Here is a 26,107-nt window from a genome sequence, read left to right as displayed (position 1 = left end):
GTCGGATAGGGGATATAAAAGATAAAGGGAATAAAGATATGTACTTAAAAGTATTTGACGGAATACGGAATAGGGCAACTGTACAGAGGGGCTATTCTTTGATACAGCTGTTGGTGGTCATGCTGTTGGTTTCGATATTGGCGACGTAAGTATTAGGCCGTCTGAAAGATATTTAAGAGCAGCTTTCAGACGGCCTTGTTGTAAGATGAGTTTTTGATATTGGCGTACTTTTTTAAATACAGATAAAATCCCTGCTAATTATTTATAACGATATTTTTTAGGATACACAGTGCTTGCTTTGGATTATTGTCATCAAAAGGCTGCAGAAAGCCATTCCAGTTTTTTATCCGGCTTTCGTTTTTTATCGGTAGAAAAACGGAATGCGATCACTGTTTTATATGCTTTTTGTCGCGAACTAGATGATGTGGTTGATGGCTGTACCGATCCAAATGTAGCTCAGATAACGTTGAATTGGTGGCGCAGTGATTTGGAGAAAGTATTTAATAATGAGATGCCTGAGCATCCCGTTCATCAAGCTTTAAAAGATATTCGGTCAAATTTTGACTTGCCGAAGAATGAATTTGAAGCTTTGATTGATGGCATGCAGATGGATTTGGAGCAGGCTCGTTATGGTAGTTTTGATGAGTTAAAGCTGTATTGCCACCGTGTTGCCGGGGTGGTGGGGTGCCTTATTGCGCGGATTTTAGGTTTTTCCAATCCGAAAACTTTGGAATATGCGGACAAAATGGGCTTGGCTTTGCAGTTGACGAACATTATTCGCGATGTGGGCGAAGATGCGCGGCAGGGAAGAATTTATCTGCCGATAGAGGAAATGCAGAAGTTTGACGTGCCTGCCAACGTAATTATGCAGTGCAAACCGACAGATAATTTTGCAAAATTGATGCAATTTCAAGTGAATAGGGCGCGTGAAACTTATCGTGAAGCGATGTCGCTTTTGCCGGCTGAGGATAAGAAATCGCAAAAAGTCGGCCTGATTATGGCGGCTATTTATTATGCGTTGTTGAATGAAATCGACCGTGATGGTGCGCAAAATGTTTTGACTTATAAAATTGCGATTCCTTCTCCCCGTAAAAAACGTATTGCTTTGAAAACTTGGCTGTTTGGATTTAAACCATGAATACTAAGCGTCCAAAAATTGCTGTGATTGGTGCCGGTTGGGCAGGTTTGTCTGCGGCGGTTTCCCTGATTCATCGAGCCGATATTTCTTTGTTTGAGGCTGGGAGACAGGCTGGCGGTAGGGCGCGTGCCTTGTCCGGAAAAGATGATGGATTCAGCTTTTTGGATAATGGACAGCATATCTTATTGGGTGCGTATCATGGTGTTCAAACTTTGATGCAACATATTGGCGTTCAACCCGAGTCAGCCTTTTTACGCCAGCCTTTGCAATGGCACATCCATGAAGGATTACAGTTTCAGACGGCCTCTCTGCCTGCACCTTGGCATTTGCTTGTCGGCATCCTGCGTGCAAAAAATCTTTCTTTTTCATTGAAAATCAAATTGCTGTCGGATATGGCGGCATTGCGACGTTGGGCAGCTCATCATAAAACCGATTTGACGGTTGCAAAGTGGTTGAGAACACGAAATGTTCCCCGCAGCCTGCTTGGCCAATTTTGGCAACCTTTGGTTTGGGGGGCTTTAAATACGCCGTTAGAACAGGCATCGCTGCGCATTTTATGTAATGTATTGAATGATGGCGTGTGGTCTGAAAAGGCGAACAGCGATTATCTTTTGCCTAGGCAGGATTTGGGGCGAATCGTAGCTAAACCGGCTTTGGATTTTCTGCACAAACATGGTGCAAAGATACATCTTGAAACTCGTGTTTCCCATTTAAATCATCATATTGATGGCCGAATTGAAATCAATGGTGAAGTATTTGATGCGGTGATTTTGGCTGTTGCGCCATATCATGTTGACGCACTTCTGCCTGAAGATACGCCTGACTATATTCAGACGGACTATCAATCGTTGCACTATCATGCGATTACCACGGTTTATTTGCGTTATGCCCAAACAGTCAAACTGCCTGCACCTTTAACCGGATTTTCTGATGGTACGGCGCAATGGGTGCTGCATCGGGGTGCGTTGGGTTTGCCGGATAATGAAGTCGCAGTCGTTATCAGCGTTTCCGATTGCACCGAGGCTTGGAAGGATAAAGATTTGGCCGAGAACATTCATGCGGACATTAAGCGGGTTTGCCCGGATTTGGATAAGCCCGAAGCCGTACGCATTATTACGGAAAAACGCGCGACTACGGCGGCAACGGTTGATTTTGTACAACCTGATTTCTCATGGTTGCACCATCGCCGTATTTATCCGGCCGGCGACTATCTCCATCCGCGCTATCCGGCAACATTGGAGGCTGCGGTTCAGTCTGGCTTTGCAGCGGCTGAAAAGCTTGTGCTGGATTTGCGGGTTGAATAAACTGAGGCCGTCTGAATGTTCAGACGGCCTTTTTGACTTTACAAAACTTACCAAGCCGATACAATATCCAAAACCATAAAGTTCAAGGAAAAGTCATGACGACATTAGCGAACAAAACCATCTTGATTACCGGCGCATCCCAAGGCTTGGGCGAGCAGGTTGCCAAGGCCTATGCGGCTGCCGGAGCAACTGTCATTTTGGTGGCGCGTCATCAAAAGCGTTTGGAAAAAGTATATGATGCCATTGTGGCTGCGGGCAGCCCTGAGCCGTTTGCCATCTGCTTTGATTTGATGAGCGCTGAGGAAAAAGAATTTAAACAGTTTGCGGAAACCATTGATGAAGCTACCGGCGGAAAATTGGATGGCGTGGTGCATTGCGCCAGCTATTTCTATGCTTTGTCGCCGTTGGATTTCCAAACCGTATCGGAATGGGTTAACCAATACCGTATCAATACCGTTGCACCTATGGGCTTGACCCGTGCGCTGTTCCCATTGTTGAAGCAATCCGAAGACGCTTCTGTGATTTTTGTCGGCGAAAGCCACGGCGAAAAACCGCAAGCCTATTGGGGCGGTTTCGGTGCTTCCAAAGCCGCGCTTAATTATTTGTGTAAAGTGGCTGCGGACGAGTGGGAACGTTTTGACAACCTGCGTGCCAATGTTTTGGTGCCGGGCGCCATCAATTCGCCGCAACGTATCAAATCCCATCCGGGCGAATCGAAAAGCGAACGTAAAAACTACGAAGATGTCCTGCCGCAATTTATTTGGTGGGCAAGCCGAGAGAGCAGGGGGCGGACAGGCGAAATCGTCTATCTGTAAATCTACCTGCTCAGAGTGGTTTGAGAATATGAGGCCGTCTGAAATCTGTATTTTCAGACGGCCTTTAACTTATTGAGTTTTATATCTAAATAATGGTGTAGGTTTGATGTTTGACGTGTTAATAGGCAACTGTCAGGCTGATACAAAATTAGATGTAGTAATCTAAGTTATAGTTATATTGGATAAATATGACGGAATTTGACTTTATCAGACAATATTTGCAGCGACAAAAATCGGAAGGTTTGATTTTGGGTATAGGCGACGATGCCGCTATTATCCGTCCAAGTAACGGATTTGATTTATGTTTTAGCGCTGATATGTTGGTTAAGGGCAGACATTTTTTTGAAGATGTCTCGCCTGAAGATTTGGCATGGAAAATGCTTACAGTAAATTTGTCCGATATGGCCGCTATGGGTGCCAAGCCGCGGTGGGTGTTGCTCAGTGCTGCGCTGCCTAAATTGAATCAAGACTGGCTGACACGTTTTTGCGATAGCTTTTTTGCTTTGGCTGCGCGTTTTGATACGGTGTTGATTGGTGGCGATACCACCAAAGGCGATTTGGTCTTTAATGTAACGATAGTGGGCGAAGTGCCGACAGGGCGTGCCCTGCGGCGTGATGCGGCCGAAGTCGGCGACGATATTTGGGTATCGGGTCGCTTGGGTTTGGCTGCCGCTGCTTTGAACCAACATCTGGGGCATTATCAATTGCCGTCTGAAATCATGGCGGTTTGCGATGATAAATTGCTCCGTCCGGAGCCGCGCGTTTCATTGGGGCTGGCATTGCTGCCGTTTGCCCATGCTGCGCAAGATGTTTCAGACGGCCTGGCTCAAGATGTGGGGCATATTTTAAAAGCCTCTGCTGTCGGTGCGGAAATCTTTGCCGATTGTGTGCCGTCGTTGCCTGAATTGAAAAACGTTTTGTCGCGCGAGCAATGGTTGTCGGCAGTATTGGCCGGCGGCGATGATTACGAACTGATTTTTACTGCTGCTCCAGAAGACAGGGAACGTGTTTGTCAGGCGGCGGAACAAAGTGGCGTACCGGTTGCCCGAATTGGTAAAATGACTGACTCAGGCCGTCTGAATATTTTGGATGCCGAAGGCGGCGTATTGGAACTGACTTCTTTAGGATTTGATCATTTTGGCTGAACGTAAACCTACTTTTTCTTGGCTGTTGCACAAACCATTGTGTTTTTTAGGATTTGGTTTCGGCAGCGGCTTATCGCCGGTTGCGCCGGGTACGGCAGGGACGCTGGCCGCGTTACCCCTGGCTTTTGTATTGTGCCTGTTGGGCATAGACGGCTGGATATTGCTTTTATTGTGTATCGCCTTGTTTTTTTGGGGTATCCGCATTTGCGGTTATACCGAGAGGGAACTGGGTATTCAGGATTACGGCGGTATCGTCTGGGATGAAATTGTCGCGATGCTGTTGGTGCTGTCGCTGATTCCGTTTAAGTGGAGCTGGTGGCTGGCCGCTTTTGTTATTTTCCGCTTGTTTGATGCGTTGAAACCATGGCCGATAAAATGGTTTGACCGGCGGATTCATGGAGGTTTAGGCATTATGCTTGATGATTTGATTGCGGCTGTGATGACCTTGATGGTCTTGGGCCTGTTTTATTGGATCGCGTGATGCGTTTTAAGTGTTTCGACCCTTTGCAAAAATAGGGCGGCACGCCGGATTTATCCGGATTGAAATAAAATAAATACCATACGGGGTAAACAATTATGAATGAAATCGAGATTAACGTGGAGCCACGTTATATGGCCGGCCAAAGCGACGTCTACCGCGACCGCTACGCCTTCAATTATCTGATTACTATCTGCAACCGCAGCGATGAAATCATTACTTTGCGTCAGCGTTTTTGGGAAATCACCGACGGACACGGTGAAACAGAGCAAGTCGGCCATGCCGGCCTGATTGAAGAGCAACCTGTTTTGTACCCGGGCGAAGCTTATGAGTACAACAGCGGCTCGCAAATCAGCACGCCTTGGGGCAGTATTGAAGGCGCGTATGAGTTTGAAGACAGCATCGGCAAACGTTTCGTTATCGGGGTGCCGAAGCTTGAATTCAAAGCAGGCTTTACGTTGCAATAGGCCGTCTGAAAAATGAAAAACCGGAGCATGTGAAATGTTCCGGTTTTGTTTTTTCAGACGGCCTTATCAGTCTTTGCAAGGTTGTACCAATACCCACGGTGCTACAACGACCGCCCACATTTCCTGCTTATCCGCTAGAAAAGTACGCGCCATATCATCGCTGACGGCACCGAATTTGCCTTGTTCCATCCATTGTTTCAATGGCGCGGCTTCATCTTCGGCAACATGGCGGGCGACGGCAATCAAATCCAAATCAGGCGCAACATAAACGGCGGCGCCGCGTGCGAAGTGGGGTTGCAGCTCTTCCCATGAAATGCGGGCGGTTTCGGTATTGAGTTTTTCGTTTAAGAGTGGAATAGACATAGGACAATCATCAAATAAAAAACGGATTGTAACCGATATTCGGCCTTTTGCCCGATGCCGTCTGAAAACGAAAGAAATTTACAGGGTTAACGTTATACAGTATCATTTTAATGTTTTAATTTTCTTTCAGACGGCCTGTTGTCCGTATTCGGGCAAGGGCGGTTTTAGGCTTATGAATTCTGTATTGTTGACCGGATTGCTGCAAAGGCTGCTGATTGCGCTTGCCGCATTGGCGGCGTTGTGGGCTGTATATTTTTGGGCGGTATCGCCATGAGTATCGTGGTAGAAAATCTAACGGTCAGCTATCAGCGCAGGCCGGTGGTGCACCATGTCGATATGGTGTTTGACGATGGCAAGATGTGGACGATTTTCGGGCCGAACGGCGCGGGCAAATCGACTTTGCTCAAAGCCATTATGGGCTTGCAGAAGACGGACACGGGCAGTGTGCGCTATGAAAATATGGCGCGCAAGGACATTGCCTATCTGCCTCAGCAGTCGGACATTGACCGCAGCCAGCCGATGACGGTGTTTGAATTGGCGGCGATGGGGCTGTGGTATGAAATCGGCTTTTTTGGACGTGTGAACGCGGAGCAGAAAAAGCGCGTGATGGCGGCTTTGGAACGCGTGGAAATGCAGGATTTTGCCACGCGCCAAATCGCGCACTTGTCCAATGGTCAATTCCAACGCGTATTGTTTGCGCGGATGCTGGTGCAGGATGCCAAATTTTTGCTGCTGGACGAACCGTTTAACGCGGTGGATGCGCGAACGACTTATGCGCTGTTGGAAGTTTTGCGCCAATGCCATCAGGACGGTCAGGCGGTGATTGCCGTGTTGCATGATTACGAGCAGGTGAGGGCATATTTTGCCAACACGCTGCTTTTGGCGCGTGAAAAAGTGACTGCCGGTGCGACTGAAAATGTGTTGACCGATGAGTTTTTGGCACAGGCAAACCGAATGATGCAGAAACAGGAAGCGGCCGATTGGTGCGCGGTTTAATGGACAAGGCCGTCTGAAAGTAAGTATTTTTCAGACGGCCTCAGGCTTTCAGAGATTAATAAAAAAGCGATAAAACATGGATTTATATGATTTGGTCGTCGCGCCGTTCGCCGAATTTGACTTTATGCGCTATGCCTTGGCGTCGATTTTTTGCCTGGCATTGAGCGCGGCGCCTGTCGGTGTGTTTTTGGTAATGCGCCGCATGAGTTTGGTGGGCGATGCTTTGAGCCATGCGGTTTTGCCCGGTGCGGCCATTGGCTATATGTTTGCCGGTTTGAGTTTGCCTGCGATGAGCGTCGGCGGTTTTGCGGCCGGTTTGCTGATGGCTTTGCTGGCAGGTTTGGTCAGCCGGTTTACTTCATTGAAAGAAGACGCGAACTTTGCCGCATTTTATTTGAGCAGCCTTGCCATCGGTGTGGTTTTGGTCAGCAAAAACGGCAGCAGCGTCGATTTGTTGCATTTGCTGTTTGGCTCGGTGTTGGCGGTGGATATTCCGGCTTTGCAGCTGATTGCCGTTTCTGCGAGTGTGACTATTTTGCTAATGGCGGTCATGTTCCGCCCACTGGTGTTGGAAAGCATAGACCCTTTGTTCCTCAAGGCTGTCGGCGGTAAGGGCGGCTTTTGGCATGTGTTGTTTTTGGTGCTGGTCGTGATGAATCTGGTTGCCGGTTTCCAGGCATTGGGCACGCTGATGTCGGTCGGTTTGATGATGTTGCCGGCGATTACCGCCAGACTGTGGGCGAAAAGCATGGGTTGGCTGATGATTTTGTCGGTCGCATTGGCTTTGCTTTGCGGCTTGGCAGGGCTGTTGTTTTCCTACCATATCGAAATCCCGTCCGGCCCGGCGATTATTTTATGCTGCGGCACGCTTTACCTGATTTCCGTCGTGTTTGGTTGGGAAGGCGGCATTTTGGCAAAATGGCTGCGCCGCAAGAAACACCGTACGGCATGATTTTTCAGACGGCCGCTTGAATAATCAGGCGGTCTGTTTTATGATGATGTTAATGTTACGTTATATCAATGGAGAGAATATGAAACATTGGAAACTCGGCATCGTTGCCGCATTATTGACCGGTGCCGCTTATGCCGCTCCGTTGCCTGTTGTCACCAGCTTCAGCATTTTGGGCGACGTGGCCAAACAGATTGGCGGCGACCGCGTGGCCGTTCAAAGCTTGGTGGGTGCCAACCAAGACAGCCATGCCTACCACATGACCAGCGGAGACATCAAAAAAATCCGCAGCGCAAAATTGGTATTGCTCAACGGCTTGGGCTTGGAAGCCGCCGATGTGCAACGCGCAGTCAAACAGAGCAAAGTGCCTTTCGCCGAAGCGACCAAAGGCATTCAGGCTTTGAAAGCAGAAGAGGGCGGTCATCATCATGACCACGATCACGAAGGCCATCATCACGATCATGGCGAATTTGACCCGCACGTTTGGACCGACCCCGTCCTGATGGGCACTTATGCGCAAAACGTTGCCAATGCGCTTATTCAAGCAGACCCTGAAGGCAAAACCTACTATCAGCAACGTTTGGGCAACTACCAAATGCAGCTGAAAAAATTGCACAGCGATGCGCAGGCTGCCTTTAATGCCGTACCTGCCGCCAAGCGTAAAGTTTTGACCGGACACGATGCATTCACATACATGGGCAAACGCTACAATATTGAATTCATCGCCCCTCAAGGCGTGAGCAGCGAAGCCGAGCCGTCTGCCAAACAAGTGGCTTCCATCATCCGCCAAATCAAACGCGAGGGCATTAAAGCCGTCTTTACTGAAAACATCAAAGACACGCGCATGATTGACCGTATCGCCAAAGAAACCGGCGTCAATGTCAGCGGACGTTTGTATTCTGATGCATTGGGTGGCGCACCGGCCAACAGCTACATCGGCATGTATCGCTACAATGTCAAAGTTATGACCGATGCCATGAAAAAATAAAGCGGCTTAAGGATAAAGGCCGTCTGAAACCTTAAAAACAAGGTTTCAGACGGCCTTTTATATGCTTATTTTTAAAATAAACCGTCAAATTTAGAATATAAAAATAAAATTTGTGCTATTAGAAGTTTAATTATCAAAAATTCATGCTAATTTGCTTGGTAAGTACGCACCATCCGTGCGAATTGCTTATCGGCGGTCTGCCGGCCACTCACGGCTTGACTTCACCCTGTTACAATTCGGCATCTTCACGTTTCTTAAACTTACATCATGAGCAATCATTCGTCTTGGTCATCCAAAATCGGCTTTGTGCTTGCTGCGGCAGGCTCGGCCATCGGTTTGGGTGCAATTTGGAAATTCCCTTATACAGCCGGTACCAACGGCGGCGCCGTATTCTTTCTTTTGTTTTTGATTTTCACCATTTTGGTGGCTTTACCGGTTCAACTGGCCGAGTTTTACATCGGCCGTACAGGCGGTAAAAACGCCATTGATTCCTTTAAAGTATTGCGCCCGGGTTCGCAGTGGCCGTGGGTTGGCCGCATGGGTGTGGCCGCGTGTTTTATTTTGCTGTCGTTTTACAGCGTGGTCGGCGGCTGGGTGTTGAACTACGTCGTGCACAGCTTTACCGGCGAAATTCATGCCGGCGCAGACTTTGAAGCCTTGTTCGGCAACACGATTTCTTCACCGTTTGGTTCGCTGTTTTACCAAGGCTTGTTCATGCTGATTACCATTTGGGTGGTTAAAGGCGGCATTTCAGACGGCATTGAAAAGGCAAACCGCGTGTTGATGCCGGGTTTGTTTATCCTCTTTATCGCACTGGCTGTTCGTTCGCTGACCTTGCCCGGCGCAATGGAGGGCGTGGCATTCTTGTTGAAGCCGGATTGGTCGTATTTGAAACCGGGCACAATGTTGACTGCTTTGGGTCAGGCATTTTTTGCCTTGAGTATCGGCGTGTCTGCGATGATTACCTATGCCTCGTATTTGGGTAAGGATCAGGATATGTTCCGCTCCGGCCATACGATTATGTGGATGAACTTGTTTGTATCATTGCTGGCCGGTTTGGTGATTTTCCCTGCGGTATTTGCCTTCGGTTTTGAACCCGGCCAAGGCCCCGGCCTGATTTTTGTCGTGTTGCCTGCGGTTTTCATGAAAATGCCGATGGGGACTTATTTATTCGCCGTATTCATGCTGTTGGTTGTTTTTGCAACGCTGACTTCCGCATTTTCCATGCTGGAAACCGTGATTGCGGCAACCATCCGCCAAGACGAGAAAAAGCGTAGCAGCCACACTTGGATAATCGGTATTGCGATTTTCATAGTCGGTATTCCTTCGGCGCTGTCTTTCGGCGTATGGAGCGAGTTTAAAATTTTCGGCAAAACCATTTTTGACTTGTGGGATTTCATCATTTCCGCCGTCATCATGCCGATTGGCGCATTGAGCGTTGCCGTGTTTACGTCATGGGTTCAGGACAAACAGTCCGTCCTGCGTGATGCGGGCATGGGCAGTACCGTGCCGAAGCAGCTGCTTTACCTGTGGCTGGGCGCGCTTCGCTATCTTGCGCCGATTGCGATTGTTGTGGTGTTCATCAACTCTTTGGGTTTGATTTAATCCGATAGTGAACAAACAGTCCGGCGTTGCATTGCTTCGCCGAGCTGTTTGTTTAAAACATCATTAAAAATATTAAGGCCGTCTGAACATTTTTCAGACGGCCTTTTTATAGATGCGCGAGGCTGATTAGAACTTCGCTTGTAGTCTCAGCCATGCAGTACGGCCGGGTTCGTTCACGCGCATGGTTTGAGTACCGGCAGACGGGTCGCCGCCGCGGCTGACGAATTCAGCATAGGTTTTGTTGAACACGTTGTCCACGCCGCCTTGCAATGTGGCGTATTTGCTGAATTTCCAACCGGCGTTGAGCGAGAGTACGCCAAAGCCTGAAGAGGCGCCGATGTCTTGGCCGACGATATTGCCTTGGCCTTTGCTGTAACGGTTTTGCTTGGCCACGACGCGCCACAATGCGCCTGCGCTGAATTTACCGTTGTCAAAGGCAAGGGTGTTGTTCCACTCGAGCGGCGGCGTTTGTGCCAAAGGTTTGCCGTCGGTACGGTTTTTGCCGTGGGTGTAGGCGAGGCTGGTGCCGACTTCCCAGTTAGGCGCAAATGTCCATTTGACTTCGGCTTCGCCGCCAAAGCGTGAAGCGTTGATGTTGCGTACGTTGAAATTCATGCCTTGGCGTTCCATCATGATGAAGTCTTTGATGTTGCTGCCGAATACGGATACAGATGCGTGGAGGTTAGAACGTTTCCAGATTACACCAGCATCGATTTGGCGGTTTTGCTCTGCGCGGATGGCTTTGTTTTCAGAGCGCAGGCGTTCCCAATAGTCAGGCGCGCGTTCGGCAATGCCGAATCCGGCATAGTATTTCAGACCGTTGTCCGTATTTCTTTCCCAACGCAGGAAACCTGAGTTCAAATTGAATTTTTGATGTTTCAAAACGGGGTCGGTTACGCGCGCGGTATCATAATGCGCTTTGACTTGGTCATGGCGCAAACCTGCTACCCAGCGTTGATTGTCGGTTTGCTGCCAAGAAGCTTCGGTGAAAATACCCCATTGTTTGAAACTTTGGTTGGGCATATAAGGCTTGTGGCTGTAGCCGTCGCCACCGCGCTCCATGCGTGCGACGTGGACGTCGTCCAGATAATCCAAACCGGTTTGCAGGTTGAGCTTGTCCCAGTCGAAGGTAGCTTTCAGACGGCCTGTATCGGTATTGCGTTTAGGGTTGTTGGCATTTTTAATCTGCTTGCCGGCAGGATTGTAGATGGTACGCAGGCTGTATGTGTCCATCACGTGGTCGATTTCGCTTTTACCGTAGCGCAGTTCCAACTCGCTGAACCATGGGGTGAGGTTGCGTTGGGTAAAGCGGATGTTCCATGCATCACGGTCGAATTTGCTGCCGTCCATCATGCGGTCGGCGTAGGCAACCTTGGCCCTGCTGCGCTCGTATGTGCCGGCAATGGTAGTGTTTTCGGTCGGGGTGATGCCCAGTTGCAGCATTTGGCTGTCGCGTTTGAAGTTGGAGTGAATGCGGTTGCCGTCGCCGTCTTTGTAATCGTCGGCTTCGTTATGGGAAATATTGCTGCGGACGTAGCCGTATTTGCCGCCGAACTCGGCTTCCAATGAGCCGTCAAGACGGTCGTTGCTGCCTGCAGTCAGGGTTGCGTTGATGTTGTAAGGTTTTTCAGTGAAATCAGGGTCTTTGCGGATAAATTGCACCGAGCCGCTGACCAAGCCCATGCCTTGGGTAACGGTTTGCGGGCCTTTGGTAACGACAACTTTATCAAACGAATTGGGGTGGATATAGGCAGTCGGCGGATCCATACGCATACCGCAACCGCCATAAATAAACTGGTCGTCGGCATTGACGGAGAGGCGCGAGCCGCCCAAACCACGGAATAACGGATCGCCCGAGCTACCACCTTTGCGGATGATGCTCATGTTAGGCACGGATTGCAAAAGGTCTGCCCCGTCTCCGGCAGGGAGGGGTTGCAAAGCAGCTTTGGGGTTGAAAGTAACGCGATTGGCTTTTTCTTGTTGTGTGCCGGTGACGGTGACAGGGGAAAGGGTAACTGTTTCTTCAGGTGTAGGGTTAGTCTCTGCCCATGCTTGGGATACGGCTAAGGCAATGGGTAAGATAAGTAATGGTGGGTATTTCATATTGTTTCTCTCTATTATTAGGAATTATGTTAACTAATACCTAAGTATTATACATAAAGTCTAGTTAAATAGAAGCTGTAGGATTTTAATCTAAATCAATATTTTCAAATTTTTGGCGTATAGGTTGTTTATTAAGATTGGTCATACCAAAATATTGATTTGAAGGCATTGGTGAGGTTACGTGATAAAAATGAATGTGTTTGAATTAAACTGCTTGCGATGGGGAGAATGGCATTTCTTGACGAAAAAATAGGGGATTGATTAGAATGGGTGGCTAATTGGTCAATCCAATTTATGGCCGTCTGAATAAAACTGTCCTTCAATCATCAGGAATACAACATGACGAAATTGGTTCGTCCGCAAAAAATCAGCGATCAGGTTTTAGCCGTTTTGGAAGAACGTATCGCGACCGGCATTTATGAAGAAGGCAGTAAATTGCCTCCCGAACGTACGCTTGCGGAAGAATTCGGCGTATCGCGACCGTCGGTCAGGGTGGCATTGAATATTTTAATTGCCAAGCAGGTTTTGGAAGCGCGGCAGGGCGATGGTTATTATGTTTCCGTTAAACCGCAGCAGGATTTTTTGCAAAGCTGGCAGGAGTTGCTCGGCAAACATACCAATTGGGAAACAGACGTATTCGATTTCAGTTGTCACGTTGAAGGCTGTATGGCGGCGCTGGCCGCCGAAAGACGGACTGATGCTGATTTGAAACGTATTGACTTCTGGCGGCAGAAATTTGAAGCGGCCTGCGAAAGCGGAAACTTGGAGCATCAAGCAGAGGCTGATGTCAGCTTTCATCAAACCATTGCCGATGCCGCACACAATATCCTGTTCAGCCACCTTTCCAGCAGCCTGCTCAAAATGCTTTATCAGCAAACACGCAGCGGCATTATCTATATCCATCAAACCGAAGACCCGCGCCCGACGCTGATTGCCCAGCACAGCACTATTTTTGAAGCCATTGCCCAGGCCAAACCAGCCGAGGCGGCGGAAGCGGCAAAACTGCATTTGAATTATGTCGCCCGCCGCATTTTGCAGGACAGGGAATATCAAAGCCGCAGCGAGCATGCGGACGTATTGGCGCAAAATGATTTGAAACGGGTAGATTGGTAGCGTTTAAAAATAATCAGGCCGTCTAAATTTTTTCAGACGGCCTGATTTTGCAAATAAGGCCTTTTAGTGCCACAATCTTCCCCATTCTGTCTAAAAACAAAGGAAGCACCATGTACCGTCATGTCGAGTATTATCCGGGCGATCCGATTTTGAGTTTGGTTGAAACCTTCAAACGCGACGAGCGTCCTGAAAAAGTCAATTTGAGCATCGGCATTTATTTTGATGACGAAGGCAAAATGCCGGTTTTGGAATCTGTCCGCCGGGCAGAAGCAGAGCGTGCGGCCGTACCGCGCCCATCGCCTTATTTGCCGATGGAAGGTTTGGACACTTATCGGAGTGCGGTTCAGTATTTGCTGTTTGGGCAGGATAATCCGGCGCTGGCAGAAGGACGCGTTGCAACCATACAGACTTTGGGCGGTTCGGGGGCGTTGAAAGTTGGTGCCGACTTTTTGCACCGTTGGTTCCCTGAAGCGAAAGCCTATGTCAGCGACCCGACTTGGGACAACCATAAAGGTATTTTTGAAGGCGCCGGTTTTGAAGTGGGGACGTATCCTTATTACGACCCTGAAACCGTCGGCGTGAAATTTGAAGAAATGACTGCGTTTTTCAAGACCGTGCCGGAAAACAGCGTCTTGATTTTGCACCCATGCTGCCAAAACCCGACCGGCGTCGATATGTCACAAGCGCAATGGGATGAAGTGTTGGACATCATCAAAACGCACAAGCTGATTCCGTTTATGGACATTGCCTATCAAGGTTTCGGCGAGGATTTGGACAGCGATGCCTATGCGATTCGTAAAGCCGTCGCAATGGGCCTGCCTTTGTTTGTCAGCAATTCTTTTTCGAAAAACCTGTCGCTGTACGGCGAGCGTGTCGGCGGTTTGAGCGTAGTGTGTCCCAATAAGGAAGAAGCAGAGCTGGTGTTCGGGCAGTTGAAATTTACCGTCCGCCGTATTTATTCGAGCCCTGCCGCGCATGGTGCATACATCGCTTCTGATGTGATGAATAATGAAGCATTGCGCACTTTGTGGGAAAACGAAGTTTACGCCATGCGCGACCGCATCCGTGCCATGCGTCAGAAGCTTTATGATGTTTTGACGGCCAAAATCCCCAATCGCGATTTCAGCTATTTCATCAAACAGCGCGGCATGTTCAGCTATACAGGCCTGACCGTAGAGCAGGTACACCGCCTGCGTGACGAGTTTGCCGTTTACCTGTTGGATTCGGGCAGGATGTGTGTGGCGGGATTGAATGCATCGAATATCGATTATGTGGCCGAAGCATTTGCCAAAGTGTTGCAATAGCCGTTTAATCTGAAATTGAATGTAGTTTTATTTGAAGTAAATCAAAAGGCCGTCTGAAAAATTTTCATCTTTCAGACGGCCTCTTTATAATTGGCGCACCCAACAGGGATCGAACCTGTGACCTCCAGCTTCGGAAACTGACACTCTTCCAACTGAGCTATGGGTGCGAGAGCCGTAAGGTTAACGCATATTGGCGCCGTTGGCAAAGTTTATCTTGAAAGTGTCAGAAAGTGGCATTGGCGGTCACGCTTTTGCATGGGTGGAATATTCAAATAACTACAAAGGTTTACAAGAATCAGACGGCCTTTTTGAGGATTTTTGCGTATCTTTTTCTCAAGATGGATTGGAAAGCCTTTGCGAATTCAGTATAATCCAGCAAAATATTGTTAACTGCGTTTAACACATAAACTATAACTTACAGCACAACCTAACCTAACGGCGAGGCCTACCAAATGAAACAACTCCGCGACCACAAAGCCCAAGGCTCTGCATTGTTCACCCTTGTGAGCGGTATCGTTATTGTCATTGCAGTGATTTACTTCCTGATCAAACTGGCGGGAAGCGGTTCATTCGGCGATGTTGCCGAAACAACCGAAGCTGCGACTCAAACCCGTATCCAGCCAGTCGGCCAACTGAAATTGGGCGACGGTATTCCAGTCGGCGAGCGTCAAGGCGATCAGATTTTCAACAAAATCTGTATTCAATGTCACGCGGCGGACAGCATCGTTCCCAAAGCGCCTAAATTTGAAAACAAAGGCGATTGGGCGCCTCGCATTGCACAAGGTTTCGATACCTTGTTCCAACACGCTCTGAACGGTTTCAACGCAATGCCTGCCAAAGGCGGTGCGGCTGATTTGACCGATCAAGAATTGAAACGCGTCATTACTTACATGGCCAACAAAGCCGGCGGTACTTTCCCTGATCCTGATGCCGCAGCTCCTGCCGATGCAGCCGCTTCCGGTGAAGCCGCTTCAGCTCCGGCGGCTGAAGGTGCAGCTCCTGCAGAAGCCCCTAAAGCAGATGCGGCCAAAGCAGACGACAAAGGTGCGGCAGCTCCAGCAGCCGGCGGCGCAGACGGCAAAAAAGTTTACGAAGCCAATTGCCAAGCATGTCACGGCGGTGCAGTTCCAGGTGTTCCTCATGTAGGTAAAAAAGAAGACTGGGCTCCTCGTATCAAACAAGGTAAAGACACCCTGCACAAACACGCACTCGAAGGCTTTAACGCAATGCCTGCCAAAGGCGGTAACGGTAGCCTGAGCGATGATGAAGTGAAAGCTGCAGTTGATTACATGGCTAATCAGTCTGGTGCTAAATTCTAAGATTTGATTTTGAATCTCGAATAGAAAGCGCATTCTGCAAAAGGATGCGCTTTTTTCGTGCAGGAAATCCGGATCTTGCTATAATACTGAAGTAGTAAATTATTCTCATGATCAAGGGTCGCCTGAAAGATTCAGACGGCCTTCGAATACAATCAAGATTCTTTTAAAGAAGTTCAACCATATTCACATACGACAAAACAATCACGGAGTTATCTCATGGCAAAAAAATATTTCGGTACTGACGGTGTGCGCGGCGAAGTCGGTCAGTTTCCTATCAATCCTGATTTTGTCCTGAAATTAGGCTATGCGGCAGGTCAGGTTTTGGTGCAGCACGAAGGCGAAATCAAACCGACCGTCTTGATCGGTAAAGACACGCGTATTTCAGGCTATATGCTGGAAGCTGCGCTGATTGCCGGTTTTACCGCCGCCGGTGTTAATGTTATTCAAACCGGCCCTCTGCCGACTCCGGGCGTGGCGTATTTGACCCGTGCTTTGCGTTTGTCTGCCGGTGTGATGATTTCTGCTTCCCACAATGTTTATTCCGATAACGGCATTAAATTCTTTGCCGAAGGCGGTGTGAAGCTGAGCGATGAAATCGAGTTGGAAATCGAAGCCAAAATCGATGAGGAAATGAAAACTCAGCCCTCCAGCCGTCTTGGCCGTGCGCGCCGGATTAATGGTGCGGATGACCGCTATATCGAGTTTTGTAAATCCACTTTCCCAAGTCATTTGGACTTGCGCGGTCTGAAATTGGTGGTCGATACCGCCAATGGTGCGGGCTATGCGGTTGCGCCTAAAGTATTCCATGAATTGGGTGCGCAAGTGGTCAGTATCGGTAATGAGCCGAACGGTTACAACATCAATGAAAAATGCGGTGCGACCCATCCGAAAGCTTTGCAAGCCGCTGTGTTGCAAAATGAAGCCGATTACGGCATTGCCTTGGACGGCGACGGCGACCGTTTGATGATGGTTGACCGCAATGGCAAAGTGTATGACGGCGACAGCTTGATTTATGTGATTGCCAAAGCACGCGCGCACGAAGGCGTGGAAATCGGCGGCGTTGTGGGCACGGTAATGACCAATATGGCGATGGAAATTGCTTTGAAAGAGCAGGGCGTTGATTTCTGCCGCGCCAAAGTGGGCGACCGCTATGTGTTGGAACAGCTCCACCAACGCGGTTGGCTGATTGGCGGCGAAGCCAGCGGTCATATTTTGTGTATGGACAAACATAATACCGGCGACGGCATCATTTCCGCGCTGCAAGTTTTGGCCGCATTGCAAACCTTGAATCAAGACCTTGCCACTGTTTGCGCCGATTGGCAGCCGTATCCGCAAACCATGATTAACGTCCGCATCAAAAAAGGTCAAAACTGGCAGGATGCTTCCAAAGAGGCTTTGGCCGAAGTGGAAAAAGAACTCGAAGGCAAAGGCCGCGTGGTCTTGCGTGCATCCGGTACCGAGCCTGTCGTGCGTGTGATGGTGGAAGCCAAACAGGCGGATTGGGCGAAAAAAGGCGCAGAAAAAATTGCCGCTGCCATTCAAGGTCAAAAGTAACAGTGTGTTTGATGTTGAATTGAACTAAATAAAAGGCCGTCTGTTGTTCAGACGGCCTTTGTGTTTCAGTTGAAAGCTTAATTGCTCAAGACATCAACGCCTTTAGGGGGCGTGAATTTGAACATACCGCTGGAAAGGTTAGGCTTGGTGTTCAAACCGCTGAAGCTGATGCTGGTTTGGTTACCGAAGCTGTCTTTCAGCTGCATGGCGGCGAGGTTGTCGCCTTTGAAGCCGATGCGGATGTATTGGTAGCCGGCGTTGTTTTTCTTAGGCGTAGCCAAAACGTAGTCGATGCCGTTGGCAGAGCCGTCTTCTTTCAGCGTGTAGCTGCTGTCCAATGCCGTTTTGTTGGAGAGGATGGCGGCAGGGCTGTCGCCGATGGTTTGGTCTTGTGAGGACTTGGTTACTTGCGCCAAATCTACGTCATAGAGCCAAATGGTTTTGCCGTCGCCGACGATGGTTTGTTTGTAGGGTTTGGTGTATTCCCATTTGAATAAGCCCGGGCGCAGGATTTTGAATGTGCCGTATGTGGTTTGGGTTTTCTTTTTGCTGTGAACGGTTTGGCTGAAGTTGCCGCTGATACCGTCGGCGTCATTATTGAATTTTTTCAGGGCGTCCACTGCGCCGGCTTGTGCAAAGCCGACGGCTGAAGAAAGCAGCGCGGCAGCGGTCAGGGTGAACAGTCGGGTAGTTTTCATGTTTTGGTTCCTTGTTCGGAGAGATGGGTTCAGTATAGACGTTATGGTGTAACAGGCAAGGGGCTGAATGGAGGGTTTAATTTGTGTAAATATGAAAAATCCAATCAAGTGACTGAAATAATTTCATTTCTTCAGACGGCCTGCATTTGGTTTTGACGTTTTTTTAATGAAGCACACAATGGTTTGGTGTGGTATTTAATGTCATTTTACGGAAAGCGTGAAATTATAGTCTTTCTGTTTGCTTTTTAAAACGGTTATAATATTTGTCTTTTTAAAACAATGGTTTTGTATGTATCTGAATCCTTATCCTTTATTGGAACAGGCTTTGCTGTCGGACAATCCGGATGAAAAGGGAAGATTGACTCAGGCCTTGTTTGCGCAGTTGGGCGAGGCGGAAGGTTTGACGGTTGAAGAGTCAAAACCCGTGGATTGCCGTTTTGCCGGACATCCGTTGCGTCCGCGTTTGGTTGCGCCTTCGGAAGTCACGCCGCGCAAGATGAATACGGTCGAAGGCTATGCAGCCATGTTGCACGCGATTGCGCACATTGAGTTTAATGCGATTAATCTGGCTTTGGATGCGGCGTATCGTTTTCGCAATATGCCGTTTCAGTTTGTACGCGATTGGGTAAGGGTGGCGAAAGAAGAAGTGTTTCACTTCGGCTTGATGCGTGGCCGTCTGAACAGCTTGGGCTACGATTACGGCGATTTTGAAGCGCACGGGCATTTGTGGGACATGGCGTATAAAACCGCTTACGATCCCTTGTTGCGCATGGCTTTGGTGCCGCGGGTATTGGAAGCGCGCGGTCTGGATGTTACGCCGGGTATTCGTGCAAAAGTGGCGCAGCGTGGCGATATGGAAACCTGCGATGTGTTGGATATTATTTACCGCGATGAAGTGGGGCATGTCGCCATCGGCAATCATTGGTATCAGCATCTTTGCCGTGAGCGCGGTTTGGAACCGGTTGCCTTGTTCCGCAGCCTGATTGCGCGTTACGATATGTTTATCTTCCGCGGCTACGTCAATATCGAAGCACGGGAACGTGCAGGATTCAGCCGTTTCGAGCTGGATATGTTGGAAGATTTTGAGAAAAGTTTGAAACAGGATAAAAAGGCCGTCTGAAACGGTAAAACCATCATGGCACATCATCACGATCATTCGCACGCTCATACGCATACCGCCAACAAGCAGGTATTGCGCATTTCATTTTTCGTTATTGCCGGATTTATGCTGGTTGAGGCGGTCGGCGGCTGGCTGACCAACTCTTTGGCCCTGCTTTCCGATGCGGGGCATATGTTCAGCGATGCGTTTTCGCTGGGTATGGCATTGTGGGCATTCAAACTTGGCGAGAAACAGACCACGCTGCAAAAGACATTCGGTTACAAACGTTTTGAAATTTTGACGGCGATGTTTAACGGATTGTCGCTGGTGTTGATTGCGGCGATGATTTTTTATGAAGCAGTCAAACGATTGTTTTATCCGCCGGAAATTTTGACGGGCGGCATGTTAATGGTCAGTATCATCGGATTGCTGGTCAACATCGGCGTCGCCGTTTATATGTTGAAAAATAGCGATACCGAAGAAAACGTCAATATGCGCGGCGCGTATCTGCATGTAATCAGCGATTTGTTCGGCTCGATAGGGGCGATTGTCGCAGCAGTGCTGATAATGGCGTATGGCTGGCAATGGGCGGATACGGTTGCCAGCGTATTGGTGGCGGCTTTGGTAGGGCGCAGTGGCTGGAAGCTGTTTAAACAGACTTTGCACATTTTGATGGAAGGCGCGCCGGAAAACATCCATACCGATGAGTTGCTCAGCGTGATCCGCAATACGGAAGGCGTAAAATCCGTTCATGACTTGCATGTTTGGACGATTACCAGCAATATCCACGTTTTGTCCTGCCATATTGTCGTAGATGGCAGCATGACGGTTGCAGAGTCCGAACAAATCGCCTACCGCATCGAACATGAGTTGGCGCATCACAACATCGGACATTGTACGATTCAGATTGAAAGCGAACGGCATCCGCATAAAGATGAAGTTTTGTGTTCGCAGGAAATGCACGAACATCATGAAATGCATGAACATCATAATGAATAATGAGGAAAAAAATGGATAAGAAACAATTAGAGGCAGATTTTCATCATGCCATGTTGGAAATTTATGATTTGGCAAAGAAATTACCAACGCCTTATAGGGCTACGCGGTTTAAGCAAATGGTAGATGAGATGGGTGGTAAGGCTGCAGCCGATAAATTACTGGCTTCGCCAGATATTAGCCAAGGCTTAGGAGAGCTATACCTTGCAGGCCAAGAAAAAGGATTAAAAATCAGCATGGAGTATTTAATTCTCCAAGAGCGATGGTCGCCGTTGTTCACAGAAGAACAGAAAAGCATTGCGCGTAAAAAATTAAAGCAATGCGGTTTAGATGTTTAAAAATTTATCATCACCATTAACCATATTCAGGCCGTCTGAAACTTGTTGAATTGTTCAGACGGCCTTCTAAAATCATCAAAGGAACACTTATGACCCAAGCCGTATTATTCGACCTTGACGGCACGCTTGCCGATACCGCACTTGATTTGGGTGGCGCGCTCAACACGGTATTGCGCCGACACGGTTTGCCTGAAAAAAGCATGGATGAAATCCGTCCGCAGGCCAGCCACGGTGCGAGCGGTTTGCTCAAACTCGGTGCAGGCATTACGCCCGAGCATCCGGACTATATGCAATGGCGCAAAGAATTTTTGGACGAATACAGCCGCTGCTATGCCGACCAAACCATCTTGTTTGACGGCGTAAACGAAATGCTGGAAGCCTTAGTTCGACGCGGTATCCAATGGGGCATTATCACCAACAAGCCCATGCGCTTTACCGATGTCCTCGTGCCTAAACTCGGGTTTACCGTGCCTCCCGCCGTGATTGTCAGCGGTGATACTTGCGATGAACCCAAGCCCAGCGTGAAGCCCATGTTTTATGCGTGCGAACAGATGGGTGTCGAAGCGCAGCGATGTTTTTATGTCGGCGATGCCGAGCGCGATATGCAGGCAGGCAAGAATGCCGGGATGACAACCGTGCTTGCCGATTGGGGCTATATTTCTACCGAAGACCAAACCGAAAACTGGCTTGCCGATTTCCGTATTGCCACGCCTTTGGATTTGTTGGCAATCTTGCGTTAAAACCCTGTAATAATCCGTTTTCAGACGGCCTGAAACGGCGTAAAATTACATAAATTTGTATTTTTTCAACCGTTTTACTACTTGTAAAGAGAAAAATCATGTTCTTCAAGCATATCGAAGCAGCTCCTGCTGATCCGATTTTAGGTTTGGGCGAAGCGTTTAAAGCCGAAACCCGTCCCGAAAAAGTCAATCTCGGCATCGGCGTGTACAAAGACGCATCCGGCGCAACGCCTATTGTCAAAGCCGTCAAAGAGGCTGAAAAACGCCTGTTGGAAAGTGAAACAACCAAAAACTACCTCACCATCGACGGCGTTGCCGATTACAACGAGCAAACCCAAATCCTGTTGTTTGGCAAAGACCATGAAATCATTGCCAGCCGTCGCGCCAAAACAGCGCAAAGCCTTGGCGGAACAGGCGCATTGCGCATTGCTGCCGAGTTTGCCAAACGCCAGTTGAACGCGCAAACCATCTGGATTTCCAATCCGACTTGGCCAAACCACAACGCCATTGCCAAAGCAGTCGGTATCCAAGACAAACCATATCGTTATTACGATGCCGCCAAACACGGTTTGGATTGGGACGGCATGATTGAAGACTTGAGCCAAGCGCAAAAAGGCGACATCGTCCTGCTGCACGGCTGCTGCCACAACCCTACCGGCATCGACCCTACGCCCGAACAATGGGAAACTTTGGCAAAACTTTCTGCCGAAAAAGGCTGGTTGCCACTGTTTGACTTTGCTTACCAAGGCTTCGGCAATGGTTTGGAAGAAGATGCCTACGGCTTGCGCGTGTTCTTGAAACACAATACAGAATTGCTGATTGCCAGCTCTTATTCCAAAAACTTCGGTATGTACAACGAACGCGTCGGCGCGTTCACTTTGGTGGCCGAAGATGAAGCAACAGCAGCCCGCGCCCACAGCCAAGTCAAAACCATCATCCGTACCTTGTATTCCAACCCGGCTTCACACGGTGCGAACACCATTGCACTGGTGTTGAAAAATGATGATTTGAAAGCACAATGGATTGCCGAACTCGATGAAATGCGCGGCCGCATCAAAGCCATGCGCCAAAAATTTGTCGAGTTGCTCAAAGCAAAAGGCGCAAGCCAAGACTTTGATTTCATTATCGAACAAAACGGCATGTTCTCTTTCAGCGGCTTGACTCCCGAACAAGTCGACCGTTTGAAAAACGAGTTTGCCATTTATGCCGTCCGCTCCGGCCGCATCAACGTTGCCGGCATTACCGATGACAACATCGATTATTTGTGCGAGAGCATTGTGAAAGTGTTGTAATTGTCGAATTAAAGGCAAAGGCCGTCTGAATCATTCAGACGGCCTTTATTTTTGACTTGTCAGCTTATCCGGCAACTGTGTTCATTCCCCAATAAATCACCGCATAGCGCAGCAGTTTGCCTGCAATCAGAATAATGGCGCAATGCAGGGCATTGAGCCTGAGCCAGCCTGCGGCAAGGGGGAGGGCATCACCGATAATGGGTAGCCATGCAAATAATAGCGGCCAAATTCCCCAACGATTAAGCCTTTCCAACATTTTTTCAGACGGCCTTTTTTTATTTGGAAACATCCTGCCCATGTAATACGAAACCATACTGCCCAAGCCATTCGCCAATCCGGCACACAAACATGCGCCGAGGGCATGTTGCGGATATTGGTATACAAATGCGGCGTATGCCGCCTCGGATGTACCCGGAAGTAGTGTGGCAGAAGTAAAGGCAGAGGCAATCAGGCCAAGGTAAGCGTAAAGAAAGGGCATATTTTGAGTTATATTAATGAGTATTGTAAAAAAGAAATAACAGGCTTAATAAGAGGATTATGCCTTTATTTTTTAATCTATCAAAATATAAATCCAATATTATTGAATTTTTTAAAATTAAACAGCTGAAGGATAATGTAGTTGACTGTTAGAAAATAGTTTTCAAAGTGACGGATTATCAGTATGATACGGGCGCCTGTTAATGGGTGTTAAGTTTAATGAACTGATTTAAGCTCGTTTTTCCAGCAAATCTTAACAAAACGAAAGGCAAATAATGTCTGCGCATTCACAACAAAATCATACTCCTGCGCTGGTTGTCCTAACCACACTCTTTTTCATGATGGGTTTCATTACCTGCATGAACGATATTTTGATTCCGCATTTGAAAGATATTTTCGACCTGACTTATGTTCAGGCGATGCTGATTCAATTCTGTTTCTTTACCGCTTATGCGATTATGTCGATCCCGATGGGCTATTTGGTCGGCAAAATCGGCTATAAAAGGCTACAAAGCTGACAAATAATTCATCATGATAACAGGCCGTCTGAAACCTTATGGGATTTCAGACGGCCTTTTGACTTTGTGGCATAATGATTTAAATGACAGGAGGAAAAAATGGCCAAAATCATTTTGCTGCATGGCTTGCATATGCATTCGTGGGTCATGAGGCCGCTGGCGTATTTGCTGGAACAAGAAGGTTTTGAAGTTGCGCTGTTCGATTATTGCAGTGTGTTGCACTCGATGAACCGACATGTTGAGGACTTGGCCCGATGGATTGATGAGAACCATGCTGATGAAACGCTGCACTTTGTCGGCCACAGTTTGGGCGGCTTGGTTTTACGCAATTTTGCGGCGGCATATCCGGATAAAGTCAGCGGTCGTATCGTTACCATGGGTACGCCGCACCAAGGCAGCCGGGCTGCGCAACGTGTGCTCAATTTGGGTTTGCAAAAGCCGGTATTGGGCGGCTCTTACAAAGGGGCGTTGGACGGCAGTATGCCTGAGTTGCCTGTCGGTATTGAGCTGGGCAGTATCGCCGGTAACAAACCGTATGGGCTGGGCCGTGTTTTAGGTTTGCACGGCGCACATGATGGTACGGTTTTGGTCAGCGAAACGCATTGTCCGAATATGCGCGATCATGTCGTTTTGCCGGTCAGCCATAGCGGTATGCTGTTCAACCGCAAAACTGCCGGGCAGGTGGTGGCATTTTTGCATGATGGATATTTTAAAAAGCAATAAAAACACCATTTATTCCAATTAAAAAATATTTTATTCTAAATAATTCGTTTATTTTAAAGAAAATGGCAAGAATTCGTGAACGTTGTTTTCGTAAAATAATCAGCAGGCCGTCTGAAACCGGTTTTTCAGACGGCCTGTTATGCTAAAATCTGTTAAATACTTATTAAAAAGGCAAAGAACAATGTTTGCTTTCAAATCCTTACTCAATATGCCGCGTTTCGAGGCCATTGCGGTGGCCTTGGCTTTGGTGGCGGCAATGGGTTATACGATTATTTCGCTTGAATGGCTGCCGCATATGTCGATTGTAACGGCGATCGTGGTCTTGCTTTTGTACGGCTTGATGCGCGGCTTGAAATATCAAGACATGCAAAACGGTATGATCGGCGCGGTCGGGCAGGGCATGGGCGCGATTTATCTGTTTTTCTTTATCGGCCTGATGGTCAGCGCGCTGATGATGAGCGGTGCGATTCCGACGCTGATGTATTATGGTTTCGGATTGATTTCGCCGACTTATTTTTATTTCTCGGCGTTTGCGCTTTGCTCGGTCATCGGTATTTCCATCGGCAGTAGTTTGACGACTTGTGCGACTGTCGGCGTGGCATTTATGGGGATGGCGGCTGCATTTCATGCCGATATGGCGATGACGGCAGGTGCGATTGTGTCGGGCGCGTTCTTCGGCGATAAAATGTCGCCGCTTTCCGATACGACCGGTATTTCTGCTTCGATTGTCGGCATTGATTTGTTCGAACACATCAAAAACATGATGTACACCACTGTGCCTGCGTGGTTGATCAGTGCGGCCTTGATGTTGTGGCTCTTGCCCAATGTTGCCGCGCATGACATGAACAGCGTCGAAGCTTTCCGCGCGCAATTGGAAGCAACCGGTTTGGTGCATGCTTATTCATTGATTCCGTTTGCTTTATTGGTCGTCCTCGCCCTGATGCGCGTCAATGCCATTGTGGCCATGCTGTTTACTGTTGTGGTGGCGCTGATTGTCACTTATTTCCACAGTACGCCTGATTTGAAACAGCTGGGCGCGTGGTTTTACAGCGGATACAAACTCGAAGGTGAAGCATTTAAAGATATTGCCCGCTTGATTTCGCGCGGCGGCTTGGAAAGCATGTTCTTTACGCAAACCATCGTGATACTCGGCATGAGCTTGGGCGGCCTGTTGTTCAGCATTGGTGTGATTCCGTCTTTGTTGGAAGCCATTCGTGCGTTCCTGACCAATGCCGGACGCGCTACTTTCAGCGTGGCCATGACATCGGTCGGCGTCAACTTCCTGATTGGTGAACAATATTTGAGTATTCTGCTTTCTGGCGAAACCTTTAAACCGGTTTATGACAAACTCGGCCTGCATTCGCGCAACCTTGCCCGTACGCTGGAAGATGCGGGTACGGTCATCAACCCGTTGGTGCCTTGGAGCGTCTGCGGCGTATTCATCAGCCATGCCTTGGGCGTGCCTGTTTGGGAATACCTGCCTTACGCCTTCTTCTGCTACTTGAGCTTGGCTCTGACGCTGGTGTTTGGCTGGACAGGGCTGACTCTGAGTAAAAAATAAGGGGCTGACGTAGATTAGCCCTAA

Annotated in this window: 25 protein-coding genes, 1 tRNA gene and 1 pseudogene; 22 read left to right on the top strand and 5 right to left on the bottom strand. The window is 48.5% G+C overall.

The window, feature by feature from the left end; translation table 11 throughout:
- Nucleotides 1-289: 289 nt before the first annotated feature.
- From hpnD to apaG, 6 genes are all read left to right on the top strand, one after another.
- The gene (gene hpnD / locus HMPREF2661_RS04670; protein WP_070822529.1) at nucleotides 290-1,138 is read left to right on the top strand and encodes a presqualene diphosphate synthase HpnD; all 849 of its coding nucleotides are present in this window, start codon (nucleotides 290-292) and stop codon (nucleotides 1,136-1,138) included.
- Nucleotides 1,135-2,442 (top strand): hydroxysqualene dehydroxylase HpnE, encoded by a 1,308-nt coding sequence (gene hpnE, locus HMPREF2661_RS04665; RefSeq protein ID WP_070822527.1) that lies wholly within the window; start codon nucleotides 1,135-1,137, stop codon nucleotides 2,440-2,442. Before hpnD ends, hpnE begins: the two co-directional genes overlap by 4 nt.
- 95 nt (nucleotides 2,443-2,537) lie before the next feature.
- Nucleotides 2,538-3,257, top strand: a complete 720-nt coding sequence (locus HMPREF2661_RS04660; RefSeq protein ID WP_070822525.1) for an SDR family oxidoreductase — start codon at nucleotides 2,538-2,540, stop codon at nucleotides 3,255-3,257.
- 188 nt (nucleotides 3,258-3,445) lie between these two features.
- On the top strand, nucleotides 3,446-4,402 hold the full coding sequence (thiL, locus tag HMPREF2661_RS04655) for a thiamine-phosphate kinase (RefSeq protein ID WP_049323124.1): 957 nt from the start codon (nucleotides 3,446-3,448) through the stop codon (nucleotides 4,400-4,402).
- Nucleotides 4,395-4,883 (top strand): phosphatidylglycerophosphatase A family protein, encoded by a 489-nt coding sequence (locus HMPREF2661_RS04650; RefSeq protein ID WP_039864429.1) that lies wholly within the window; start codon nucleotides 4,395-4,397, stop codon nucleotides 4,881-4,883. Before thiL ends, HMPREF2661_RS04650 begins: the two co-directional genes overlap by 8 nt.
- A gap of 95 nt (nucleotides 4,884-4,978) precedes the next feature.
- Nucleotides 4,979-5,347 carry a Co2+/Mg2+ efflux protein ApaG gene (apaG, locus tag HMPREF2661_RS04645; protein WP_003682575.1) on the top strand — a complete coding sequence of 123 codons (369 nt, stop codon included), beginning with the start codon at nucleotides 4,979-4,981 and terminating at the stop codon, nucleotides 5,345-5,347.
- A gap of 66 nt (nucleotides 5,348-5,413) precedes the next feature.
- On the opposite strand, the gene HMPREF2661_RS04640 is transcribed toward apaG, so the two are convergent.
- Nucleotides 5,414-5,710 (bottom strand): DUF2288 domain-containing protein, encoded by a 297-nt coding sequence (locus HMPREF2661_RS04640; RefSeq protein WP_049323125.1) that lies wholly within the window; start codon nucleotides 5,708-5,710, stop codon nucleotides 5,414-5,416.
- 270 nt (nucleotides 5,711-5,980) lie between these two features.
- Between HMPREF2661_RS04640 and HMPREF2661_RS04630 the strand changes: the two genes are divergently transcribed.
- The 4 genes from HMPREF2661_RS04630 (at nucleotide 5,981) to HMPREF2661_RS04615 (ending at nucleotide 10,248) form a co-directional block, all read left to right on the top strand.
- On the top strand, nucleotides 5,981-6,706 hold the full coding sequence (locus HMPREF2661_RS04630) for a metal ABC transporter ATP-binding protein (RefSeq protein ID WP_107832113.1): 726 nt from the start codon (nucleotides 5,981-5,983) through the stop codon (nucleotides 6,704-6,706).
- A 76-nt stretch (nucleotides 6,707-6,782) separates the two neighbouring features.
- Nucleotides 6,783-7,658 (top strand): metal ABC transporter permease, encoded by an 876-nt coding sequence (locus tag HMPREF2661_RS04625; RefSeq protein ID WP_003685375.1) that lies wholly within the window; start codon nucleotides 6,783-6,785, stop codon nucleotides 7,656-7,658.
- A 79-nt stretch (nucleotides 7,659-7,737) separates the two neighbouring features.
- Entirely contained in the window at nucleotides 7,738-8,643 is a 906-nt protein-coding gene (locus HMPREF2661_RS04620; RefSeq protein ID WP_049348797.1) for a metal ABC transporter solute-binding protein, Zn/Mn family, read from the top strand.
- Nucleotides 8,644-8,910: 267 nt separating this feature from the next.
- Entirely contained in the window at nucleotides 8,911-10,248 is a 1,338-nt protein-coding gene (locus tag HMPREF2661_RS04615; protein WP_003747569.1) for a sodium-dependent transporter, read from the top strand.
- Between the two features lie 126 nt (nucleotides 10,249-10,374).
- On the opposite strand, the gene HMPREF2661_RS04610 is transcribed toward HMPREF2661_RS04615, so the two are convergent.
- Nucleotides 10,375-12,351 (bottom strand): TonB-dependent copper receptor, encoded by a 1,977-nt coding sequence (locus HMPREF2661_RS04610; RefSeq protein WP_070822523.1) that lies wholly within the window; start codon nucleotides 12,349-12,351, stop codon nucleotides 10,375-10,377.
- 339 nt (nucleotides 12,352-12,690) lie between these two features.
- Between HMPREF2661_RS04610 and HMPREF2661_RS04605 the strand changes: the two genes are divergently transcribed.
- Nucleotides 12,691-13,464: a FadR/GntR family transcriptional regulator gene (locus HMPREF2661_RS04605; protein ID WP_049323133.1), complete on the top strand. Its 774-nt coding sequence runs from the start codon at nucleotides 12,691-12,693 to the stop codon at nucleotides 13,462-13,464.
- A 110-nt stretch (nucleotides 13,465-13,574) separates the two neighbouring features.
- Nucleotides 13,575-14,768 (top strand): amino acid aminotransferase, encoded by a 1,194-nt coding sequence (locus HMPREF2661_RS04600; RefSeq protein ID WP_070822521.1) that lies wholly within the window; start codon nucleotides 13,575-13,577, stop codon nucleotides 14,766-14,768.
- A 91-nt stretch (nucleotides 14,769-14,859) separates the two neighbouring features.
- Here the strand turns inward: HMPREF2661_RS04600 and HMPREF2661_RS04595 are convergent.
- Nucleotides 14,860-14,935 (bottom strand) — tRNA-Arg (locus HMPREF2661_RS04595).
- Between the two features lie 285 nt (nucleotides 14,936-15,220).
- On the opposite strand from HMPREF2661_RS04595, the gene HMPREF2661_RS04585 reads away from it, so the two are divergent.
- Both HMPREF2661_RS04585 and glmM read left to right on the top strand, forming a co-directional pair.
- The gene (locus HMPREF2661_RS04585; RefSeq protein WP_049323135.1) at nucleotides 15,221-16,087 is read left to right on the top strand and encodes a c-type cytochrome; all 867 of its coding nucleotides are present in this window, start codon (nucleotides 15,221-15,223) and stop codon (nucleotides 16,085-16,087) included.
- A gap of 216 nt (nucleotides 16,088-16,303) precedes the next feature.
- Nucleotides 16,304-17,641: a phosphoglucosamine mutase gene (glmM, locus tag HMPREF2661_RS04580; RefSeq protein ID WP_070822519.1), complete on the top strand. Its 1,338-nt coding sequence runs from the start codon at nucleotides 16,304-16,306 to the stop codon at nucleotides 17,639-17,641.
- 77 nt (nucleotides 17,642-17,718) lie between these two features.
- Here glmM and lolA read toward each other — a convergent pair whose 3' ends face one another.
- The gene (gene lolA / locus HMPREF2661_RS04575) at nucleotides 17,719-18,339 is read right to left on the bottom strand and encodes an outer membrane lipoprotein periplasmic chaperone LolA (protein WP_070822517.1); all 621 of its coding nucleotides are present in this window, start codon (nucleotides 18,337-18,339) and stop codon (nucleotides 17,719-17,721) included.
- A gap of 289 nt (nucleotides 18,340-18,628) precedes the next feature.
- Between lolA and HMPREF2661_RS04570 the strand changes: the two genes are divergently transcribed.
- From HMPREF2661_RS04570 to HMPREF2661_RS04550, 5 genes are all read left to right on the top strand, one after another.
- Nucleotides 18,629-19,459 (top strand): ferritin-like domain-containing protein, encoded by an 831-nt coding sequence (locus tag HMPREF2661_RS04570; RefSeq protein ID WP_070822515.1) that lies wholly within the window; start codon nucleotides 18,629-18,631, stop codon nucleotides 19,457-19,459.
- A 15-nt stretch (nucleotides 19,460-19,474) separates the two neighbouring features.
- Nucleotides 19,475-20,437 (top strand): cation diffusion facilitator family transporter, encoded by a 963-nt coding sequence (locus HMPREF2661_RS04565; protein WP_070822513.1) that lies wholly within the window; start codon nucleotides 19,475-19,477, stop codon nucleotides 20,435-20,437.
- Between the two features lie 11 nt (nucleotides 20,438-20,448).
- A complete protein-coding gene (locus HMPREF2661_RS04560) occupies nucleotides 20,449-20,772 on the top strand; it encodes a hypothetical protein (protein WP_049323167.1) in 324 nt (107 codons plus the stop codon).
- An 89-nt stretch (nucleotides 20,773-20,861) separates the two neighbouring features.
- Entirely contained in the window at nucleotides 20,862-21,512 is a 651-nt protein-coding gene (locus HMPREF2661_RS04555; protein WP_070822511.1) for an HAD family hydrolase, read from the top strand.
- Between the two features lie 98 nt (nucleotides 21,513-21,610).
- Nucleotides 21,611-22,804, top strand: coding sequence for an amino acid aminotransferase (locus HMPREF2661_RS04550; protein WP_070822509.1), 1,194 nt, complete (start codon nucleotides 21,611-21,613; stop codon nucleotides 22,802-22,804).
- Between the two features lie 64 nt (nucleotides 22,805-22,868).
- Here the strand turns inward: HMPREF2661_RS04550 and HMPREF2661_RS04545 are convergent, their stop codons facing one another.
- Complete coding sequence (locus HMPREF2661_RS04545; protein WP_070822507.1) at nucleotides 22,869-23,282, bottom strand: YqaA family protein; 414 nt, start codon at nucleotides 23,280-23,282, stop codon at nucleotides 22,869-22,871.
- Between the two features lie 274 nt (nucleotides 23,283-23,556).
- Here HMPREF2661_RS04545 and HMPREF2661_RS04540 point away from each other — a divergent pair.
- The 3 genes and pseudogenes from HMPREF2661_RS04540 to nhaC all read left to right on the top strand — a co-directional run.
- Nucleotides 23,557-23,784: pseudogene (locus HMPREF2661_RS04540) on the top strand (glucose/galactose MFS transporter); the annotation flags it as partial.
- Nucleotides 23,785-23,898: 114 nt separating this feature from the next.
- Nucleotides 23,899-24,522, top strand: a complete 624-nt coding sequence (locus HMPREF2661_RS04535; RefSeq protein WP_070822503.1) for an alpha/beta fold hydrolase — start codon at nucleotides 23,899-23,901, stop codon at nucleotides 24,520-24,522.
- A 181-nt stretch (nucleotides 24,523-24,703) separates the two neighbouring features.
- Nucleotides 24,704-26,083 (top strand): Na+/H+ antiporter NhaC, encoded by a 1,380-nt coding sequence (gene nhaC, locus HMPREF2661_RS04530; RefSeq protein WP_049348810.1) that lies wholly within the window; start codon nucleotides 24,704-24,706, stop codon nucleotides 26,081-26,083.
- Nucleotides 26,084-26,107 lie beyond the last annotated feature (24 nt).

Origin of the sequence: Neisseria sp. HMSC061B04 (assembly GCF_001836705.1) — a bacterium.
GTDB lineage: Bacteria > Pseudomonadota > Gammaproteobacteria > Burkholderiales > Neisseriaceae > Neisseria.
This window is presented reverse-complemented; position numbering and strand designations above follow the sequence as displayed.

Coding starts and splice junctions, on each gene's coding strand:
- thiL (WP_049323124.1), top strand. CDS start 3,446: ATGACGGAATTTGACTTTATCAGACAATATTTGCAGCGACAAAAATCG.
- nhaC (WP_049348810.1), top strand. CDS start 24,704: ATGTTTGCTTTCAAATCCTTACTCAATATGCCGCGTTTCGAGGCCATT.
- HMPREF2661_RS04605 (WP_049323133.1), top strand. CDS start 12,691: ATGACGAAATTGGTTCGTCCGCAAAAAATCAGCGATCAGGTTTTAGCC.
- HMPREF2661_RS04545 (WP_070822507.1), bottom strand. CDS start 23,282: ATGCCCTTTCTTTACGCTTACCTTGGCCTGATTGCCTCTGCCTTTACT.
- lolA (WP_070822517.1), bottom strand. CDS start 18,339: ATGAAAACTACCCGACTGTTCACCCTGACCGCTGCCGCGCTGCTTTCT.
- HMPREF2661_RS04630 (WP_107832113.1), top strand. CDS start 5,981: ATGAGTATCGTGGTAGAAAATCTAACGGTCAGCTATCAGCGCAGGCCG.
- HMPREF2661_RS04640 (WP_049323125.1), bottom strand. CDS start 5,710: ATGTCTATTCCACTCTTAAACGAAAAACTCAATACCGAAACCGCCCGC.
- HMPREF2661_RS04555 (WP_070822511.1), top strand. CDS start 20,862: ATGACCCAAGCCGTATTATTCGACCTTGACGGCACGCTTGCCGATACC.
- HMPREF2661_RS04660 (WP_070822525.1), top strand. CDS start 2,538: ATGACGACATTAGCGAACAAAACCATCTTGATTACCGGCGCATCCCAA.
- HMPREF2661_RS04565 (WP_070822513.1), top strand. CDS start 19,475: ATGGCACATCATCACGATCATTCGCACGCTCATACGCATACCGCCAAC.
- HMPREF2661_RS04570 (WP_070822515.1), top strand. CDS start 18,629: ATGTATCTGAATCCTTATCCTTTATTGGAACAGGCTTTGCTGTCGGAC.
- HMPREF2661_RS04625 (WP_003685375.1), top strand. CDS start 6,783: ATGGATTTATATGATTTGGTCGTCGCGCCGTTCGCCGAATTTGACTTT.
- HMPREF2661_RS04610 (WP_070822523.1), bottom strand. CDS start 12,351: ATGAAATACCCACCATTACTTATCTTACCCATTGCCTTAGCCGTATCC.
- HMPREF2661_RS04585 (WP_049323135.1), top strand. CDS start 15,221: ATGAAACAACTCCGCGACCACAAAGCCCAAGGCTCTGCATTGTTCACC.
- HMPREF2661_RS04550 (WP_070822509.1), top strand. CDS start 21,611: ATGTTCTTCAAGCATATCGAAGCAGCTCCTGCTGATCCGATTTTAGGT.
- HMPREF2661_RS04535 (WP_070822503.1), top strand. CDS start 23,899: ATGGCCAAAATCATTTTGCTGCATGGCTTGCATATGCATTCGTGGGTC.
- HMPREF2661_RS04560 (WP_049323167.1), top strand. CDS start 20,449: ATGGATAAGAAACAATTAGAGGCAGATTTTCATCATGCCATGTTGGAA.
- glmM (WP_070822519.1), top strand. CDS start 16,304: ATGGCAAAAAAATATTTCGGTACTGACGGTGTGCGCGGCGAAGTCGGT.
- HMPREF2661_RS04620 (WP_049348797.1), top strand. CDS start 7,738: ATGAAACATTGGAAACTCGGCATCGTTGCCGCATTATTGACCGGTGCC.
- HMPREF2661_RS04615 (WP_003747569.1), top strand. CDS start 8,911: ATGAGCAATCATTCGTCTTGGTCATCCAAAATCGGCTTTGTGCTTGCT.
- apaG (WP_003682575.1), top strand. CDS start 4,979: ATGAATGAAATCGAGATTAACGTGGAGCCACGTTATATGGCCGGCCAA.
- HMPREF2661_RS04600 (WP_070822521.1), top strand. CDS start 13,575: ATGTACCGTCATGTCGAGTATTATCCGGGCGATCCGATTTTGAGTTTG.
- hpnE (WP_070822527.1), top strand. CDS start 1,135: ATGAATACTAAGCGTCCAAAAATTGCTGTGATTGGTGCCGGTTGGGCA.